The 15,825-nt window shown below is 72.1% G+C and carries 12 protein-coding genes; 8 read left to right on the top strand and 4 right to left on the bottom strand.

The annotated features are described in order from the left end of the window. The first annotated feature begins 85 nt into the window (after positions 1 to 85). The 5 genes from G5B31_RS11640 (at position 86) to G5B31_RS11620 (ending at position 5,792) form a co-directional block, all read left to right on the top strand. Positions 86 to 1,144 carry a sugar phosphate isomerase/epimerase gene (locus G5B31_RS11640; RefSeq protein ID WP_165017679.1) on the top strand — a complete coding sequence of 353 codons (1,059 nt, stop codon included), beginning with the start codon at positions 86 to 88 and terminating at the stop codon, positions 1,142 to 1,144. Then, the gene (locus G5B31_RS11635) at positions 1,145 to 2,284 is read left to right on the top strand and encodes a Gfo/Idh/MocA family protein (protein WP_205911905.1); all 1,140 of its coding nucleotides are present in this window, start codon (positions 1,145 to 1,147) and stop codon (positions 2,282 to 2,284) included. Further along, positions 2,281 to 3,783, top strand: coding sequence for a sugar ABC transporter ATP-binding protein (locus G5B31_RS11630; RefSeq protein ID WP_165017676.1), 1,503 nt, complete (start codon positions 2,281 to 2,283; stop codon positions 3,781 to 3,783). The genes G5B31_RS11635 and G5B31_RS11630 overlap by 4 nt, the downstream gene beginning before the upstream one ends. Next, the gene (locus tag G5B31_RS11625) at positions 3,776 to 4,747 is read left to right on the top strand and encodes an ABC transporter permease (protein WP_165017671.1); all 972 of its coding nucleotides are present in this window, start codon (positions 3,776 to 3,778) and stop codon (positions 4,745 to 4,747) included. The genes G5B31_RS11630 and G5B31_RS11625 overlap by 8 nt, the downstream gene beginning before the upstream one ends. Before the next feature lie 82 nt (positions 4,748 to 4,829). Next, positions 4,830 to 5,792 carry an ABC transporter substrate-binding protein gene (locus tag G5B31_RS11620; protein ID WP_165017668.1) on the top strand — a complete coding sequence of 321 codons (963 nt, stop codon included), beginning with the start codon at positions 4,830 to 4,832 and terminating at the stop codon, positions 5,790 to 5,792. A gap of 42 nt (positions 5,793 to 5,834) precedes the next feature. Here G5B31_RS11620 and G5B31_RS11615 read toward each other — a convergent pair whose 3' ends face one another. Beyond that, the gene (locus G5B31_RS11615; protein WP_165017665.1) at positions 5,835 to 7,964 is read right to left on the bottom strand and encodes a glycosyltransferase; all 2,130 of its coding nucleotides are present in this window, start codon (positions 7,962 to 7,964) and stop codon (positions 5,835 to 5,837) included. Further along, positions 7,961 to 10,174: a glycosyltransferase gene (locus G5B31_RS11610; RefSeq protein ID WP_165017662.1), complete on the bottom strand. Its 2,214-nt coding sequence runs from the start codon at positions 10,172 to 10,174 to the stop codon at positions 7,961 to 7,963. The genes G5B31_RS11615 and G5B31_RS11610 overlap by 4 nt, the downstream gene beginning before the upstream one ends. 78 nt (positions 10,175 to 10,252) lie before the next feature. Between G5B31_RS11610 and G5B31_RS11605 the strand changes: the two genes are divergently transcribed. The 3 genes from G5B31_RS11605 (at position 10,253) to G5B31_RS11595 (ending at position 11,682) form a co-directional block, all read left to right on the top strand. Then, positions 10,253 to 10,714, top strand: coding sequence for a hypothetical protein (locus tag G5B31_RS11605; protein WP_165017659.1), 462 nt, complete (start codon positions 10,253 to 10,255; stop codon positions 10,712 to 10,714). Positions 10,715 to 10,783: 69 nt separating this feature from the next. Beyond that, positions 10,784 to 11,101, top strand: coding sequence for a hypothetical protein (locus tag G5B31_RS11600; protein WP_165017656.1), 318 nt, complete (start codon positions 10,784 to 10,786; stop codon positions 11,099 to 11,101). Next, positions 11,101 to 11,682, top strand: a complete 582-nt coding sequence (locus G5B31_RS11595) for a hypothetical protein (protein ID WP_165017654.1) — start codon at positions 11,101 to 11,103, stop codon at positions 11,680 to 11,682. Before G5B31_RS11600 ends, G5B31_RS11595 begins: the two co-directional genes overlap by 1 nt. Here G5B31_RS11595 and G5B31_RS11590 read toward each other — a convergent pair. Together G5B31_RS11590 and G5B31_RS11585 are read right to left on the bottom strand one after the other, a co-directional pair. Further along, positions 11,660 to 13,636 (bottom strand): hypothetical protein, encoded by a 1,977-nt coding sequence (locus tag G5B31_RS11590; RefSeq protein ID WP_165017651.1) that lies wholly within the window; start codon positions 13,634 to 13,636, stop codon positions 11,660 to 11,662. The genes G5B31_RS11595 and G5B31_RS11590 overlap by 23 nt on opposite strands. Beyond that, positions 13,623 to 15,698: a caspase family protein gene (locus G5B31_RS11585; protein WP_165017648.1), complete on the bottom strand. Its 2,076-nt coding sequence runs from the start codon at positions 15,696 to 15,698 to the stop codon at positions 13,623 to 13,625. The genes G5B31_RS11590 and G5B31_RS11585 overlap by 14 nt, the downstream gene beginning before the upstream one ends. Positions 15,699 to 15,825: the final 127 nt, after the last annotated feature.

Genomic DNA, 15,825 nt, shown 5'->3' with positions numbered 1-15,825 from the left:
TCCGCGGAAGGAATCATTTGCAACCGATTACATCGCGGGATTATCGTGTCTGCAACCGATTACATCGCGCTTGGGAGGGGGCAGGATGCGAACGTTGAAGGGCCCGGGCCTGTTTCTGGCGCAGTTCTCGGGCGACGCCGCGCCGTTCGACACCCTGCCTGCAATCGCGAAATGGGCCGCGGACCTCGGCTACCTTGGTGTGCAGGTCCCCTCCGGCGACGCCCGCTTCCTCGACCTCGACCGCGCCGCCGGGTCGCAGGACTATTGCGACGAGATCGCCGGACAGGCCGCCGAGGCCGGCGTGGCGATCACCGAGCTTTCCGCGCATCTTCAGGGCCAGCTGGTCGCCGTCCACCCCGCCTATGACGCCGCCTTCGACGGCTTCGCCGCCCCCCATGTCCGCGGCAATCCGAAGGCGCGGCAGGACTGGGCGACGGATCAGGTGAAGAAGGCGCTGACCGTCTCGCGCCGCCTCGGCCTCAAGGCGATGGCGGCCTTCTCCGGCGCGCTGGCCTGGCCCTATCTCTACCCCTGGCCGCAGCGCCCGCCCGGGCTGGTCGAGGAAGCCTTCGACGAGCTGGCGCGGCGCTGGCGCCCGATCCTCGACCATGCCGAGGCGGAGGGCGTGGACATCTGCTACGAGATCCACCCCGGCGAGGACCTGCACGACGGTGCCAGCTACGAGATGTTCCTCGACCGGGTGGGGAACCACCCGCGGGCCTGCATGCTCTACGACCCGTCGCATTACGTGCTGCAACACCTTGATTACCTTCAGAACATCGACATCTACCATTCCCGCATCCGCATGTTCCATGTGAAGGATGCCGAGTTGAACCCGACCGGGCGGCAAGGGGTCTACGGCGGCTTCCAGCCCTGGGTGGACCGCGCCGGCCGCTTCCGCAGCCCCGGCGACGGGCAGGTGGATTTCGGCGCGGTGTTCTCGAAACTGGCGCAATACGGCTTCGACGGCTGGGCGGTGGTGGAATGGGAATGCTGCCTGAAGCACCCCGAGGACGGCGCCCGCGAGGGGGCGGAATTCGTGAAGCGGCACATCATCCGGGTGACCGACAAGGCCTTCGACGATTTCGCCAGCGCCGGCACCGACCGCGCCGCGAACCGCCGGATGCTGGGACTGGAGGGTTAGATGCAGGAAATCCCGCTCGGCATGGTCGGCGGCGGCCAGGGCGCGCTGATCGGCGGCGTCCACCGCATCGCGGCGCGGTTGGACGGCCGGTTCCGGCTGGTGGCCGGGGCGCTGTCCTCGACGCCGGAGAAATCCCGCGCCTCGGGGGCGGAGTTGGGGCTGGACCCGGCCCGCATCTACGACGACTACCGCCAGATGGCGATCCGCGAGGCGCGGCGGAAGGACGGCATCCGCGCCGTCGCCATCGTCACGCCCAACCACATGCACACCGGCCCCGCCATCGAGTTCCTCAAGCGCGGAATCCATGTGATCTGCGACAAGCCGCTGACCGCGACCCTGGCCGAGGCGAAGAAGCTGGCGCAGGCGGCGGAGAAGTCGAAGGCCCTCTTCGTGCTGACCCACAACTACACCGGCTATCCGCTGGTGCGGCAGGCTCGCGCCATGGTGGCGCGCGGCGACCTGGGGACCTTGCGGCTGGTGCAGGTGGAATACCTGCAGGACTGGCTGACCGAGCCGGCCGAGGCCGCCGGGTCGAAACAGGCCGAATGGCGGGTGGACCCGGCGCGGGCGGGCCTCGGCGGTGCGCTCGGCGACATCGGCACCCATGCCTGGAACCTTGCCGCTTTCGTCACCGGGATGGAGCCGGAGGCGGTGGCCGCCGACCTTTCCTCCTTCGGGCCCGGGCGGGTGCTGGACGACAACGCCCATGTGATGCTGCGCTACGCGAACGGCGCGCGGGGCACGCTGCTGGCCAGCCAGGTCGCGCCCGGCAACGAGAACGGGCTGCGGCTGCGGGTCTATGGGACGAAGGGCGGGCTGGAATGGGCGCAGGAGGACCCGAACCGGATGTGGTTCACCCCCTTCGGCGGCGAGAAGCGGCTGCTGACCCGCAACGGCGCCGGGGCCGATCCGGAGGCGCAGCGGGTCTCCCGCGTCCCCGGCGGCCATCCCGAGGGCTATCTGGAAGCCTTCGCCACCATCTACGCGGAAGCCGCCCGCGCCATCCGCGCCCATGAGGCGGGCGAGGCCCCGCCGGCGGAGGTGACCTACCCCACCCTGACCGACGGCCTTTCCGGGATACGCTTCGTCGCCGCCTGCGTGCAGTCGGCCCGGCGCAACGCGGCCTGGGTGAAGCCATGACCCCTGCCCTCGCCCTGAAGGATGTGACGAAAAGCTTCGGCCCGATCGAGGTGTTGCACGGCATCGACTTCGATCTGCATCCGGGCGAGGTCCATGCCCTGATCGGCGAGAACGGCGCCGGCAAGTCGACGATGATGAAGGTCCTCGGCGGCTTCCTGCAACCGACCGCGGGCGAGGTGCTGCTGGACGGCGCCCCCGCCCGTTTCCACAGCGGGCCGGAGGCCGAAGCCCGGGGCGTCGTCGTCATCCACCAGGAATTCAACCTGGCGCAGGACCTGACCGTCAGCCAGAATATCTGGCTGGGGCGCGAGATGGGCGGATTCTTCCTCGACCACAAGGCGATGCGGCAGGCAACGCAGGCGCTGCTGGAGCAACTGGAATGCCGGGTCGGCCCGGATGCGCGGGTCAGCGATCTGCCGGTCTCGGACCGCCAGATGGTGGAGATCGCCAAGGCGCTGTCGCGCAACGCCCGCGTGCTGATCATGGACGAGCCTTCGGCGGTGCTGACCTCGCACGAGGTGCAGGTGCTGTTCCGCCAGATCGACCGGCTGCGGGCGGCGGGGGTGGCACTGCTCTACACCTCGCACCGGCTGGAGGAGGTGGACCATCTGGCCGACCGCATCACCGTGCTGCGCGACGGCGCGGTGGTGCGCCGGGCGGTCAGGGGCGAACTGACCGAGGACGGCATGGCCACCGCCATGGTCGGCCGCGACCTGAAGGACATCTACCCGCCGCGGCGGACCGACTTCGGCCCGGTGGTGCTGGAGGTTCAGGATTTCGCCGTGCCGCCGCTGGTGGAAGGCATCGGCTTCTCGCTGCGGCGGGGCGAGGTGCTCGGCATCTCCGGCCTCGTCGGCTCGGGCCGCACCGAACTGGCCGAGGGGCTGGTGGGGCTGCGCCCGCATACCGGCACCCTCCGCCGCAACGGCGCCGAGGTCAGCCTGCGCTCGCTGTCGGATGCCGAGGACCACGGCCTCGCCTACCTGACCGAGGACCGCAAGGAACGCGGGCTCCTGCTCGACAAGACCCTGCGCGAGAACCTGACGCTGTCCACCCTGAAGCGCTTCGGCACCCCCTTCCTGTCGCGCGCGGCCGAGGAGGCCGCGCTCGGCAAGGCCATCGCCGATTTCGACATCCGCGCGCCGAAGCGGGACATGGCGGTGGGGAACCTGTCGGGCGGCAACCAGCAGAAGCTGCTGCTGGCCAAGACCATGCTGCCGGAGCCGGAGGTGGTGATCATCGACGAGCCCACCCGCGGCATCGACATCGGCACCAAGAGCCAGATCTACCATTTCATCGACCGCCTCGCCCGCGAGGGGCGCAGCGTGATCGTCATCTCCTCCGACATGCCGGAAATCCTCGGCCTGTCCGACCGCGTGATGGTGATGCGGCAAGGCCGGGTGGCGGGCGTGCTGGAGGGCGCGGCGATCACCGAGACCGCCGTGGTGCGGTTGGTCATGGGCACCAGCGAAAGCGAGAAGGCCACCGAGAATGCGTAACCTCTCCCTCTCCACCCTCGGGCCGCTGGCGGCGCTGATCCTGCTGATCGTGCTGGGGGCCTCGCTGAACGACAATTTCCTGTCGGCGGGCAACATCACCAACGTGCTGGCACGGTCGGCCTTCATCGGCATGATCGCGGTGGGGATGACCTTCGTCATCACCTCCGGGGGCCTCGACCTCTCGGTCGGCTCGATGGCGGCCTTCGTGGCCGGGATGGTGATCCTGGCGATGAACGCGCTGCAACCCAGCCTCGGCGTCGGCCTGCCGCTGGCGCTGATCGGGATAGGGGTCGCCCTGGCCGTCGGGCTGCTGGCCGGGCTGGCCAACGGCCTTCTCGTCACCCGGGTGGGCATCGAGCCCTTCATCGTCACCCTCGGCACCATGGGCATCTTCCGCTCGCTGGTGACCTGGCTGGCCGACGGCGGCACGCTGTCGCTGGACTTCGCCATGCGCGAATACATCGGGCCGATCTATTACGGCGGCATCCTCGGCATCTCCTGGCCGATCATCGTCTTCGCGCTGGTGGTGGTGATCGGCGAGATCGCCATGCGCCACACCCGCTTCGGCCGCTACTCCGAGGCGATCGGGTCGAACGACAAGGTGGCGCGCTATTCCGCGGTGAAGGTGGAGCGTATCCAGCTGCTGACCTACGTCTTCCTCGGCCTGCTGGTCGGGCTGGCGACCATCCTCTACGTGCCGCGCCTCGGCTCCGCCTCCGGTTCCACCGGGCTGTTGTGGGAGCTGGAGGCCATCGCCGCGGTCATCATCGGCGGCACCGCGCTGAAGGGCGGCTTCGGCCGGGTCTGGGGCACCGTGGTCGGCGTGCTGATCCTTTCCCTGATCGGCAACATCCTGAACCTCGCCAACCTGGTCTCGCCCTATCTGAACGGCGCGATCCAGGGCGTCATCATCGTGCTGGCGGTGGTGCTGCAACGCAAGAAGACATCCGCCGAGGGGCGGTGAACGGAAGGCCCCCGCGCGCCTTGAGGGCGCGGGGGCGATCAACCCGCCGCATCCCCTGCGGCACATCGGGAGGAGTGAGACCATGAAACGCAGAGAGTTCTTCGGGGCCACCGCAGCGCTGGCGCTGGCGGCCGGGCTGGCGACCACGGCCGTGGCGCAGGACGACAAGACCTATGTCATCGGGGTGTCGATCCCCTCGGCCACCCACGGCTTCATGGGCGGGCTGAACTGGCACGCGCAGGAAACCATCGCCCGGCTGGAAGAGGTCTATCCCCAGCTCGACTTCGTGCTCGCCACCGCGGGCGAGGCCGGCAAGCAGGTCTCGGACATCGAGGACATGCTGGCCACCCGCAACATCGACGCGCTGGTGGTGCTGCCCTTCGAATCCGAGCCGCTGACCGGCCCGGTCAAGGCAGTGAAGGATGCCGGCAAGTTCGTCACCGTGGTCGACCGCGGCCTCTCGGTCGAGGGGATCGAGGATCTCTACGTCGCCGGCGACAACGAGGCCTTCGGCCGCGTGGCGGGCGAATACTTCAAGGCCAACCTGCCCTCGGGCGCCAAGATCGTCATCCTGCGCGGCATCGCCACCACGCTGGACAACGAGCGGGTGGACGCCTTCGAGAAGGCCATCGAGGGCTCGGGCATCGAGGTGCTGGACAAGCAGCACGGCGACTGGAACCGCGACAAGGCCTTCACGGTGATGCAGGACTACCTGTCCAAGTATCCGCAGATCGACGCGGTCTGGGCGGCGGACGACGACATGGCGATCGGCGCCATGGCGGCCATCGAACAGGCCGGCCGCACCGACGAGATGTGGATCATCGGCGGCGCCGGGATGAAGGAGATCGTCAAGCGGATCATGGACAAGGACCCGCAGCTGCCGGTCAACGTGACCTATCCGCCGGCGCTGATCTCCTCGGCCATCGAGATGACGGCGCTGCACTTCGTGTCGTCGACCCCGGTCTACGGCCGCTTCATCATCGGCTCGACCCTGATCACGCCGGAGAACGCGGAACAGTTCTACTTCCCCGACAGCCCGTTCTGATCGCGGACCCGACCCGGGCGCCCTGCCGGAAACGGCGGGGCGCTATCCATATCCCAGATCGGCCGCCAGCGGCCCGGTGATCGTGCGCACCGGCGGCGCATAGGGCGTGCGGGAAATCGCCTGCGGGCCCGCGACGAAGCCGGCGGCCCCCCGCGCCCGCGGCGGCCGGAACAGCCGCAGCACCACCTGCCGCAGGACCTCGGGCCGCAGCGCCTCCTCGGACCGGACCTCGGCATAGACCGCCTCGCGGTCCACTGCCCATTGCCGCGCCTGCGCGATCCGCCGCACCCAGTCCGCCGCGCGGGCCCGCTCCATGCTGCGCCGGACGCCGTGGCCGTGGATCGCCGCCGGATGGCGCAGGACATGCAGCACCGGCACGGCGCGTGTCATCGACCACAGCGCCTCGACCTGCACCGCCGCCCCGCGCAGCCCCGGCAGGGCCGCCGCGACCCGCGCGGGAAGCGTCTCGTCGCCGTCGCCCAGCAGGTAAAGGTCAGCCGGCGGCAACACAGACTCCTCGGCGTCGGGGCGCGGGACGAAGAAGGGCAGCCTGGCGACGGGAACGGGCGCCCCGTCGAACAGCGCCGGATCGGGCGCGCCGATGTCGAAGCCGCGGGACGCGATCCGCCCTGCGTGCCAAAGCCGCGCCCGGTCAGCGGGCGAAAACACCCGGGACAGGTATTGCGCCCGCAGGTCGTCCAGCGACAGGCCGGGGTAATGCCGCAGCACCAGCGCCGGCCGCGCCAGCCGGGCCGGGTCCAGCGTGACGGTATGGCCGCCCGTCCGCATCCACAGGCCCAGGTCGGCATCGGCTCGAAACAGCCGCTGCTTGGGGTTGCGCTCGCGCATCGGGACATGGGCGGTCATCGTGGCGGGGAAGCTGTCGGGATCGTGCTCCTCGTCCTCCAGCCGCGGCACGAACAGCCGCTCCTCGACCGGAAAGGCGATCCAGCCCTCGCGCTCCGCCCGGGCCAGGCTGTCCGCCAGGCTGCGCCCCACGGGCGGATCGAGGAATTCGTCGGCATCGGCGTGCAGCACCCAGCCGCCCGCCAGCCCGGCGATGATCCCGCGCTTCAGCCCAAGCTGCGCGCGCAGGTCGAAGGTGCCGGTCCAGGGCGCATCGACGATCCTGCCGCCGGGGCCGAGCCGCTGCGCGGCGATGGCGCGGCTGCCGTCGGTCGAGCCATGGTCGATGGCCACGACGGCGCAGCCGAGCGATTCCAGATGGTCCAGCGCCGCCGGCAGGGTGCGGGCGGCGTTGCGGAAAGTCAGGATCGCGGTCAGCCGCGGCGGCGGCGGCGCCGCTTTGCGTGCCCGCGCCGCCTTCGGCAGCCCGAGGCTGCGGTAGAGCCAGCGCCGCCGCTCGAAGGTCTCGGGCTGGTTCACCGCGACATATTCCTCGTGCTTGCGCAGGTTCAGCGCCCAAAGCGCCCGCAGCGCCCCGGCCGGGATCCGCCGGTCGCGGAGGAGGTGCAGGCTCATCTCCAGGATCGGGAAACGGCGGTAGAGCCAGCGGCCGGTCAGGTCGTCCACCATCTCGGCATAGCGGACCCAAGGCGTCTCCTCCCGGTAGAGCAGCCTTTGCGGCAGCGACAGCTGCGGCGCCTGCGCCAGCAGCGCCACCATCAGATACCAGTCCCAGGCGTTGAACGGCCGGGGCGGGAAGGCCGCCTTCACCGCCGCGGTGCGCATCAGCCCGTAGATGCGGGTGCCGCCGGGATGGGCCAGGAAGCGCCGGACCCTCTCGGCCGCCCCGCCCCGCAGGAAATCGAGGTTGGGCACCGGCTGTTCCGGCGGGCCGATGAAGGCCGCCTGCGGCAGGGCGGAGAACGCCGCCGGGGCGGCCTCCAGCGCGGCAAGGGTCAGCGACAGGAAATCGGGATGCCAGTGGTCGTCGCCGGCCAGCCAGGCGAAGAAGGGCGTGTCGGCCAGGTCCAGCGGGGCGCGGAAGTTCATGAAGCCCAGGCGCCGCGGCTGGCGCAAGAGGCGGATGCGCGGGTCCGCCTCCGCCGCCGCCTCGGCGATCCGGTCGCTGCCGTCGGTGGAGCCGTCGTCGCTGATGACCAGCCGCCAGTCGGCCAGCCCCTGCCCCCGCACCGAGGCGATGGCGCGCTCCAGCGTGCGGGCGTTGTTCAGGACCGGCATCCCCACCGTCACCCGCGCCGCCGTCATCGCCCGCCCTCCCCCGGCAGCCGGAACGCCAGCGGGCTGCGCTTGCGCGTCAGGGCAAGGCCGTGCAGGAACGCGGCCGCCTGCGCCGCGCCGTTGCGGGGCGCCGCCGCCGCGCAGGCCGCGGCCAGGCGGGCGCGGGTCTGCGGCCGGCGCAACTGCTCGAACGCGCGGCGGAAGCCGTAGGGGTCCTCGGCCCGGGCGCAAAGCGCCAGCCCGCGCAGCGCGGCATATTCCGCCCGCAGCCATTGCTCGTCCTGCTCGGGGTGGTCGTTCGGCACGAACAGCGTCGGTAGATGCGCCGCGATGTTCTCGTGGAAGGTGTTGTAGCCCGCCGTCGCCACCGCGCAGTCGAAGGCGGCGAGATGGCGCGAGATCGGAAAGGTCTCCAGCACCCGGACATGCGGCGGCAGGGGCGCGCTGGTCTCGGAAATCCGCCAGCGGGCCCAGACCACCTGCACCCCCTGCCCGCCCGCCGCCGGATCGGCGATGTCGAAGACCGTCGCCGCCGGCCCGCCCAGGTCGAAGTTGTTGCCCGAGCCGAGTTGCAGCAGCACCGCCGGCCGGTCCGGGTCCAGCCCGAGCACCTGCCGGGCCGCGCGGCGCGGCAGCGCCTCGCCGGGATCGAGGAAGCAGACCGGCGGCACCCGGAAGGCCGCCGCCTCCTGCGCCGTGGTCAGGCCGCGGTCCACCGGCGCGGCCAGTTCGCCCGGCTCCAGCACCACGTCGAAGAAGGGCGCGTGCTCCAGATGGGCCCGGCCGACCTCCGGCCGCCACAGCGCCCGGCGCTGCCAGACCTTCCAGACCGCCGGGAACCGCTCCAGCGCCGCGCGCATCCCCTTGTAGGGCACGTTGCCGTCGAAGACGAAGACATCGGGCGCGCGATAGCGCAGGATCTCGGTCAGCTCGGCGCAGAGCTTGTCCGCCCAGACCTTGTCGTCCAGCCTGGCGGCGCGGAAATAGGGCAGGTATTCCACCGCGATCCCCTCGTCGCGGGCCACCTCGAAGGCCTTGCTCATCGTCACGATGGCGGCGGGCGTTCCGGCGGGCAGCCGCCGCGCGGTGGCCATGCAGCGGGTCAGGTGGCCCATGCCCACCCCGTTGGAGGTGAAGTAGAGGATACCCCCGCCGCGCGGAGCCGCGGCGGCGACCGCGGGCGCAGGGCGGGCGGCGGGCGGGCCGATCAGCGCCTCGGCCCGGTCAACGGCGCGGGCGGGGCCGAAGCGGTCCCGCACCGTCTCCACCGCCCGCTCCGCCAGCGCCTGCCGGGCCGCCGGATCGGCCTCCAGCCGGCGGACATGGGACAGCACCTCCTCGGGCCGGCAATAGACCGCGGCCTCGCCGAACAGCGGGCGGAAATCCGGCGGCAGCAGGCAGATCAGGCCCGAAGCCATGGCTTCCAGCACCGCGCGGCCGAAGGCCTCGATCCAGGCGGAGCCGTGGAAATAGGAGAAATAATCCAGCGAGCCCAGGAAGGCCGGCACCGGCAGCGCGCCGAAGGGCAGCACCTCCCAGTTCTCCGGGCGCGGGCCGACCACAGGCTGCAGCGCCTCGGACCAGCCCATCAGCCGCACGGTCACGCCGGGATCGTCGGGATAGGCGGCGAGGAAGGTCTGCCGGTCGTCCGGCCATTTGTCGGGCTGCGGCCGGCTGTGCCGCCCGATCACCGGCCGCCCGCGCGGCAGCCGCTGGCGCGCCGCGGCGAAATCCCCGGGGTCGAGGATGTTGTGCCAGTCCTCCTCGGTCAGCGGCGGCGGCACCGGCAGGCGCAGCAGCGTCTCGCGCACCTTGGGCCCGACCGGCGCCCAGACCGCCGGGCCGAAAAGCTCGGCCACCAGGGCCGAGACCCGGCGCACGTCGTATTGCCCGACCCCCGCGGCATCGGTGCAGGGGTGATGGGCGACGATGATCCGCTGGCGGCTGGTGACCAGCGGCGGCACGGCGGGCAGCGCGGCGAAGGCGGCGGGATGGTGCAGGCAGCACAGCCGCGCCGCCACCGGCCTGCCCGGCGGCACCAGCGGCGCGGCGCCGCTGTCGTGCAGCGCCCGGATCTCGGGATGGATCGGCCGGTTGCCGGCCAGCGGCGCCGTCGCCAGCGCCAGCAGCCCGGTGCGGTAGCCCGCCCCGGCCAGCGCCCGCACCTCGGAGGCGACCGAGGTCGAGGTGCCGCCGGGAAAGCGGAAATCGCCGGCGATCAGAATGTCGAAATCCATGATTGCCACGTCGTGGAATAGACGGTCACTATAGGGGGGACGGGAATTCTGTCCATGTCCTTGCACCGGAGGCCCGCGATGCTGCGCCGCGTCGCCCGCGCGATCAGGGCCGGAAGGACGGCCGCCGCCGCCCTCGGCCGGGACGCCCCCGCGGCGAAGGCCGGGGCGGCCTGGGCGCTGGTGCATTTCGGCGACCGCGGCGGGCTGGACGACCGGCTGGCGGCGCACCGCGCCTTCTGCCGGGACCGCGGCTTCCGCTGCCTCGTCGTCTCGGACCGCATCCCGGCGGAGTGCATCGGCATCGGCGGCCCGGTGTTCGAATTCGCGCCCTGGCCCCTGCAGATGGCCGAGGCGCGGCCGGGCGACTTTGCCGCGGCGCTGGACTACAGCTTCCGCCGCCTCGGCCTGATCTTCGCCTTCTGGCGCGTGGCCGGCTGCAGCTGGAGCGGGCCGGGCAGCGCCGAACTGCTGGAACTGGCCCCGCGCGACGCGCATCCGCTGGTCAGGATTGCCCGACCTGCGGCGTTCACGGGCCGGTGATGATTTACCGAAGCCCGCCCCCGTGCTAGACTGGCCCGATAGTCGAAGTCCTTGCACGGGATGCATCCCATGGCCACAGTCTCCCGATTGGCGGTTTTCTGGAGGGTCTTCTTCGCCGCGCTGATCGGCGGCACGGCCGCGGGCGCAGCCGGCCCGGAAGAGACGAACGCCTGGAACGCCGCCGTCGCCGCCAACACGCCCGAGGGCTATTACCTCTACCTCAGCCTCTATCCCGCCGGCGAATATGTCGACCAAGCCATCGGCGCGCTCGGCCTGCTCGGCTCGGCCGGGGCGCCGCGTCAGGTCGCGCCGGTGCCGCCCGCGGTCGATCCGCCGGCACAAACCGGGTCGGGCGACCGGGCGGGCAACGGGGCGGGGATGTATTGATGGACATGTCCTCGCCGATCCCGCGCCGCCCCCTTGCCGCCCTTGCCGCGGCGCTGCTGATGGCGGCCTGCACCACGATGGCCGGCGAGGATCGCCTCGCCACCCGGCCGCCGGCCGCCGTCGGGTCCGCCACCCTTGCCACCCGCGCCACCCCGGCCGAGATCGCCGGGGCGCTGCGGGCCGGCGGTTTCGGGGATGTGGCGCTGCTGCGCGACGGATCGGTGCGGCTGCGCTCCTCCAGCCCGGCGCTGGTCGATTGCGGCACCATCGTGCAGGTGGCCCTGGGCAACCGGGCCGAGTTTCCCGGCGTGACCGGCAAGGCGGTGCTGATCGCCAAGCGGCCGCCGGACGATCCCTTGGTCCGCCTGGTCGACACCCGTTCGGAAATCCGGCTGCGGCCGCTGGCCTCGGGCGACGGCTATGCGGTCGAGGAGCGGCACCGGGTGACGCTGAGCTACCAGTCGGTGAAGACCGGGCGCAAATCGGTGAGTTCGGCCGCCTTCGGCGCCACCGACAGCGCCCGGCTGGCCGACAACACCACCTGCCGGTCCTCGGGCCTCATCGGCAGGCTGCTGGACTGACGGCGCCCCAGATCGCCAGCGCGGCGGCGGCCATCACCCTGGCCCGCTCCGCACCATAGGCCCCAAGCCCGGCAAGGCCCCCGGCCGCCGCGGTCCAGTGCGGCCGGGCGGGAACGGCGGGGATCATCGCCTTCAGGGCCCGGCTTTCCTCCGCCGTCCAGACCGGCACCTCCTGCCCGGTCCGTCCTGCCGCCGCCCGCGCCGCGGCGGCGACCCGCGTTTCCAGCCCCGCGCCCTGCAAGGCGGCCAGCCGCCGCATCCCGGCCGCATCGGGCGGGCCTCCGGCCAGCGCCAGCAGGGCGCCGAGCACCCAGTGGCCGCCGAAGCGGACGTCGCGGCCGAGGCCGGCCAGCAGCGGCGGGGTCCCGGCCCGCAGCCCGCCGCGCAGCGCCTCCATGGCCGAGGCCGGCGCCGGCAGCAGGCCGAGGACGACCGGCAGCACCGCCTCCGCCGGCCGGCCGGGCGCTTCGGCCAGAACTTCGGGGGCGGCCAGCCGGATGCCCTCGGGCCGCGGCAGGCCGGTCACCGCGCAAAGACCCATGTAGCCGAGCACGCGGCCGCCCGCCGCCAGCGCCGGATCGGGCACATGGGTAGCGAAGGCCGGGCCCGGCTGGACGCCGCGGTCGAGCAGCAGGCAGAGCGGGCCGGCGCAGGCCCGCAGCGCCCGGCGCAGGGCCCCTGCCCCGCCGGGACCGGCGCGGATCACCGGCAGGTCCTGCGCCAGCCGCGCCGGAGGGGCAGCCGCGGCCACCCCGGCCGGAAGCTCCGCCAGATGCCCCGCCGCCTGCGGGTTGCCCATCGCCGCAGCCGCCCGGAACAGCCAGGCCGCCCGCGCCGGATCCGCCCCGGCCATCCGTCCCGCCGCGTGCAGCCGCCCGAGGTTGTCGAAGGCGGCGGGATGGTCCAGCGCCGCGGCGATCTCCAGCAGGCCGCGGGCCGCCGCATCCCCTTCGGCCGAGCGCGAGCCGCGTTGCAGGCGGAAGCCCGCGCTGTCGCCCCGGGAGGGGGTGATCGCGGGCGACAGCTGCTCCAGCCGCGCCGCCAGCCGCGAGGAGGCGCTGTCGAATTCGGCCAGCGGGATCCCGAGCCCCGCCCCGATCGACCGCAGGTCGGTCTCCAGCCGCTCCCAGTTCCAGCCCGGATCGGCGCGGCCGCCGCGCAGGTAGCGCGGCATCACCTGCCCCGCCCAGAGGTCGGCGATCCGGTCGTAGTCGTTGACGCCGGCAGGGTCCCAGCCCGGCCGCAGCCCGGGCAGCGCCAGCCCCAGCCGCGCGCCGTAGAGCAGCCAGAGCCCGTTCGGCGCATGGCGGCCGATGCTGCACCAGACCGAGATCAGCCGCAGGACCGAGGTCTCTGCGGTCCAGCCGGGCAGGCCCCGCCGCGCGGCGACCTCCTCGGCCATCCGGCGCAGGAACACCGTCTCGCGCAGGCCGGCACGGAAGGCGAGGAAGGCGGTCTGCGCCGGCTCGGTCATCGCATCGCGCTCCGGCATCGTCACCTGCGCCGACCGGCCGGGCCGGATGCCGCCGATGTCGTGGTCCAGCGAGGGTGCCCCGCCCTCCGCCGCCTCATGCGTCCGCATCTCGCGCAGCAGCGCCTTGGGCCAGAGCTTGACGCAGCCGTTGCCGCTCCACAGCCCGTTGACGGCATTCCGGCTCAGCCAGTCCAGCCGGAAGTCGCCGGTCAAAAGCGCCCGCGGCACCGGCGCATCGGCCAGCGCAGGGCCCAGGCGGGTATCGGCGTCGACCGTGACCACCCAGTCCCCGGCGACGGCATCGGCCGCCGCCTTGTGGCAGGCGTCCAGCCCCTTGACGCCATGGACCCGCACCGCATGGGGCAGCAGGGCGCGCAGGTCGCGCCAATGCGCATCGGCCCAGGGTTCGTCGTAGGACAGGAACACCGCCGGGAAGTCGCGCAGGCGTCCGCCGGCGGGGCCGGGGTCATTCGTTGACAAGGTTGAAGTCCAGCAGGCCGTATTGGCCGATCCAGTCCGCGGCGATCCGCTCGCCCGCGGCCTTCTGCTCCGGCGTCATCGCCAGCAGCATCCCGGCGATCCTTTCCTGCGCATCGGCCAGTTCGTCCTTCGCGTCGCGGGTGTCGCGCAGCAGCGCCGCCTCGCGGGCGATGATGTAATTGGCATAGGCCTCGGGCAGGTCCGGCGCCGCGCCCGGCAGGCCGTCGCGCAGGATGTCGCCGATCAGGACATGGGCGCCCAGATAGTTGCGCTGCGCCGACAGCCGGAAATAGGCCAGCGCGGTGCGGAGGTTCTTCTCCACCCCCCAGCCGTCCTGGAAAGCGCGGCCCAGCTGGAAGGCGGCATAGGGATTGCCCGCGTCGCTGGAGCGGACCAGCCAGGCGATGCCGGTGTCGGTGTCGCGGGGGGCGCCCTTGCCGCGCATGTAGGCCATGCCGATCAGGTTCTCGGCATCCGAACTGCCGAGCACCGCCGCCTTGTGGTAGTAGTCCACCGCCAGCGCATCGTCGACCTCGACCCCCAGCCCCTTGCGGTAGAAATCGCCATAGGCGACGAAGGCGTTGCGGTCGGCGTTCTGCACCGCCAGCGCGATCCAGCGCATCGCCTCGGGGTAGGATTGCTGCACGCCCCAGCCCTCGCGGAAGAAGATCCCGGTCGTCAGCTGCGCGTCGGGCGATCCCAGCAGCGCCGCCTTCCGCGCCGCCTCGAAGGCCCGCGCATGATCGACCGCGACGCCGATGCCCTGACGGTAGAAGGCCGAGATGCCCATGTAGGCGGTGGGATTGCCCTGCCCCGCGGCCATTTCGTAGTAGTGCAGCGCCTCCTCGTAGCGGCCGGCCAGCCGCAGCACCCGGGCCAGGTGGTTGGTCAGGCGGCCGTTGCCCGGCTCGGCCTTCACCGCCTCGATGCAGGCGCGCAGCGCGGCGCGGGTGTTCACCAGGTCGTGCGGCACCGGCTCGACCAGCGCCCAGCTGTCGCCGGTGCCGGTGGCCAGGATGTCGCAGGCGGTGACCTGGGCCATCAGCCCGCCGGAAATCTCGCGCACCGGGCCTTCCACCTCGATCTCCATCAGCGGGAAGGCGGGGGCCTCGCCCTCCTCGATCTCGGAGATCTGGCGCTTGGCGATGTCGGCCAGCTGGTCCTCGGGGAAAAGCTCGACATATTGCTCGAAGTCGCGCGGGTCGGCGCTTTCGGCGATGGTCAGCCAGGCGGTGGTGGAGAGGCTGATCTCGCGGCCCGACACCATCTCGACCAGCACCTCGGGCGCGATGTCGCGCTTCGGCCGGATCATCACCGGCGCCCGGGTGTTGTCGATATACCACGGCGTCTGCGCCCCGCCGGTGGCCAGCCGCACCCGCGCCCGCACCAGCCGCAGCACGTCGCGGAAGTCCTGTTCCGCCCCCTGCAGCGCCGAGGCCAGCGCCGCGGTATAGGGGCTGTTCGCCCCCGCGCCGTCGAAGGCAACCGCGCCCGGCGCGGTGGCATAGGCGATGATGGTATTGGCCGGGGCATCCACCAGCGCCAGCCCGGTGCCGCTGGCGCTTTCGCCCGGCAGCGGCGAGTTGCGGCAGGCGTCGAGGATGACGACCAGGCTCTGGGTGCCGATCGCGCTCATCCTTGCCACCAGGTCGTTGACCGAGACCGCGCTGCCGCGCAGCGCCTCGCCGCTGACCGGGCGGATGTCGGAGGGCAGCACCAGGTTCTGCCCCTCCAGCTGCACCGCATGGCCGGCGAAGTAGAACACCCCGACCTCGGCCCCCGCCTGTTCGCGCGCGATGCGGTCCATCGCGCCCTCGACCTCGGCGCGGGCGGCGTTCTCGAGGTAATAGACCTTGAAGCCCATGTCGTTCAGCGCCGCGGCGATGGTGCGCGCGTCGTTCAGCGTGTTCTGCAAGGGCGCGATCTGCGGGCTGTCGTAGCGCGACACGCCCAGGACCAGCGCCCAGCGGTCCTGCGCCGCCGCCGCCCCGGCCAGCCACAGCAGCAGGATCAGCGGCAAGGCGGCGCGCAGCGCAGACGGGACAAGGCTGGCACAGCGCATGATCCGATCCCGGGGGGCAAACCTTCGCCAAGGCGACAAGGAAGGCATGTTTCAATACCGGCGAGGCTAGCATATTCTGGGGGCCGGACCAATCAGCTTCCCCCGACCTTGCCTTGCGGTTCGCCCG

Source organism: Rhodobacter sp. SGA-6-6, from assembly GCF_011043545.1.
GTDB lineage: Bacteria > Pseudomonadota > Alphaproteobacteria > Rhodobacterales > Rhodobacteraceae > Pseudogemmobacter.
Note: the sequence above shows the minus strand (reverse complement) of the source record. Positions and strands in the feature narration are given on the sequence as shown.

Coding starts and splice junctions, on each gene's coding strand:
- G5B31_RS11585 (WP_165017648.1), bottom strand. CDS start 15,698: ATGCGCTGTGCCAGCCTTGTCCCGTCTGCGCTGCGCGCCGCCTTGCCG.
- G5B31_RS11620 (WP_165017668.1), top strand. CDS start 4,830: ATGAAACGCAGAGAGTTCTTCGGGGCCACCGCAGCGCTGGCGCTGGCG.
- G5B31_RS11635 (WP_205911905.1), top strand. CDS start 1,145: ATGCAGGAAATCCCGCTCGGCATGGTCGGCGGCGGCCAGGGCGCGCTG.
- G5B31_RS11600 (WP_165017656.1), top strand. CDS start 10,784: ATGGCCACAGTCTCCCGATTGGCGGTTTTCTGGAGGGTCTTCTTCGCC.
- G5B31_RS11615 (WP_165017665.1), bottom strand. CDS start 7,964: ATGACGGCGGCGCGGGTGACGGTGGGGATGCCGGTCCTGAACAACGCC.
- G5B31_RS11610 (WP_165017662.1), bottom strand. CDS start 10,174: ATGGATTTCGACATTCTGATCGCCGGCGATTTCCGCTTTCCCGGCGGC.
- G5B31_RS11640 (WP_165017679.1), top strand. CDS start 86: ATGCGAACGTTGAAGGGCCCGGGCCTGTTTCTGGCGCAGTTCTCGGGC.
- G5B31_RS11630 (WP_165017676.1), top strand. CDS start 2,281: ATGACCCCTGCCCTCGCCCTGAAGGATGTGACGAAAAGCTTCGGCCCG.
- G5B31_RS11625 (WP_165017671.1), top strand. CDS start 3,776: ATGCGTAACCTCTCCCTCTCCACCCTCGGGCCGCTGGCGGCGCTGATC.
- G5B31_RS11605 (WP_165017659.1), top strand. CDS start 10,253: ATGCTGCGCCGCGTCGCCCGCGCGATCAGGGCCGGAAGGACGGCCGCC.
- G5B31_RS11595 (WP_165017654.1), top strand. CDS start 11,101: ATGGACATGTCCTCGCCGATCCCGCGCCGCCCCCTTGCCGCCCTTGCC.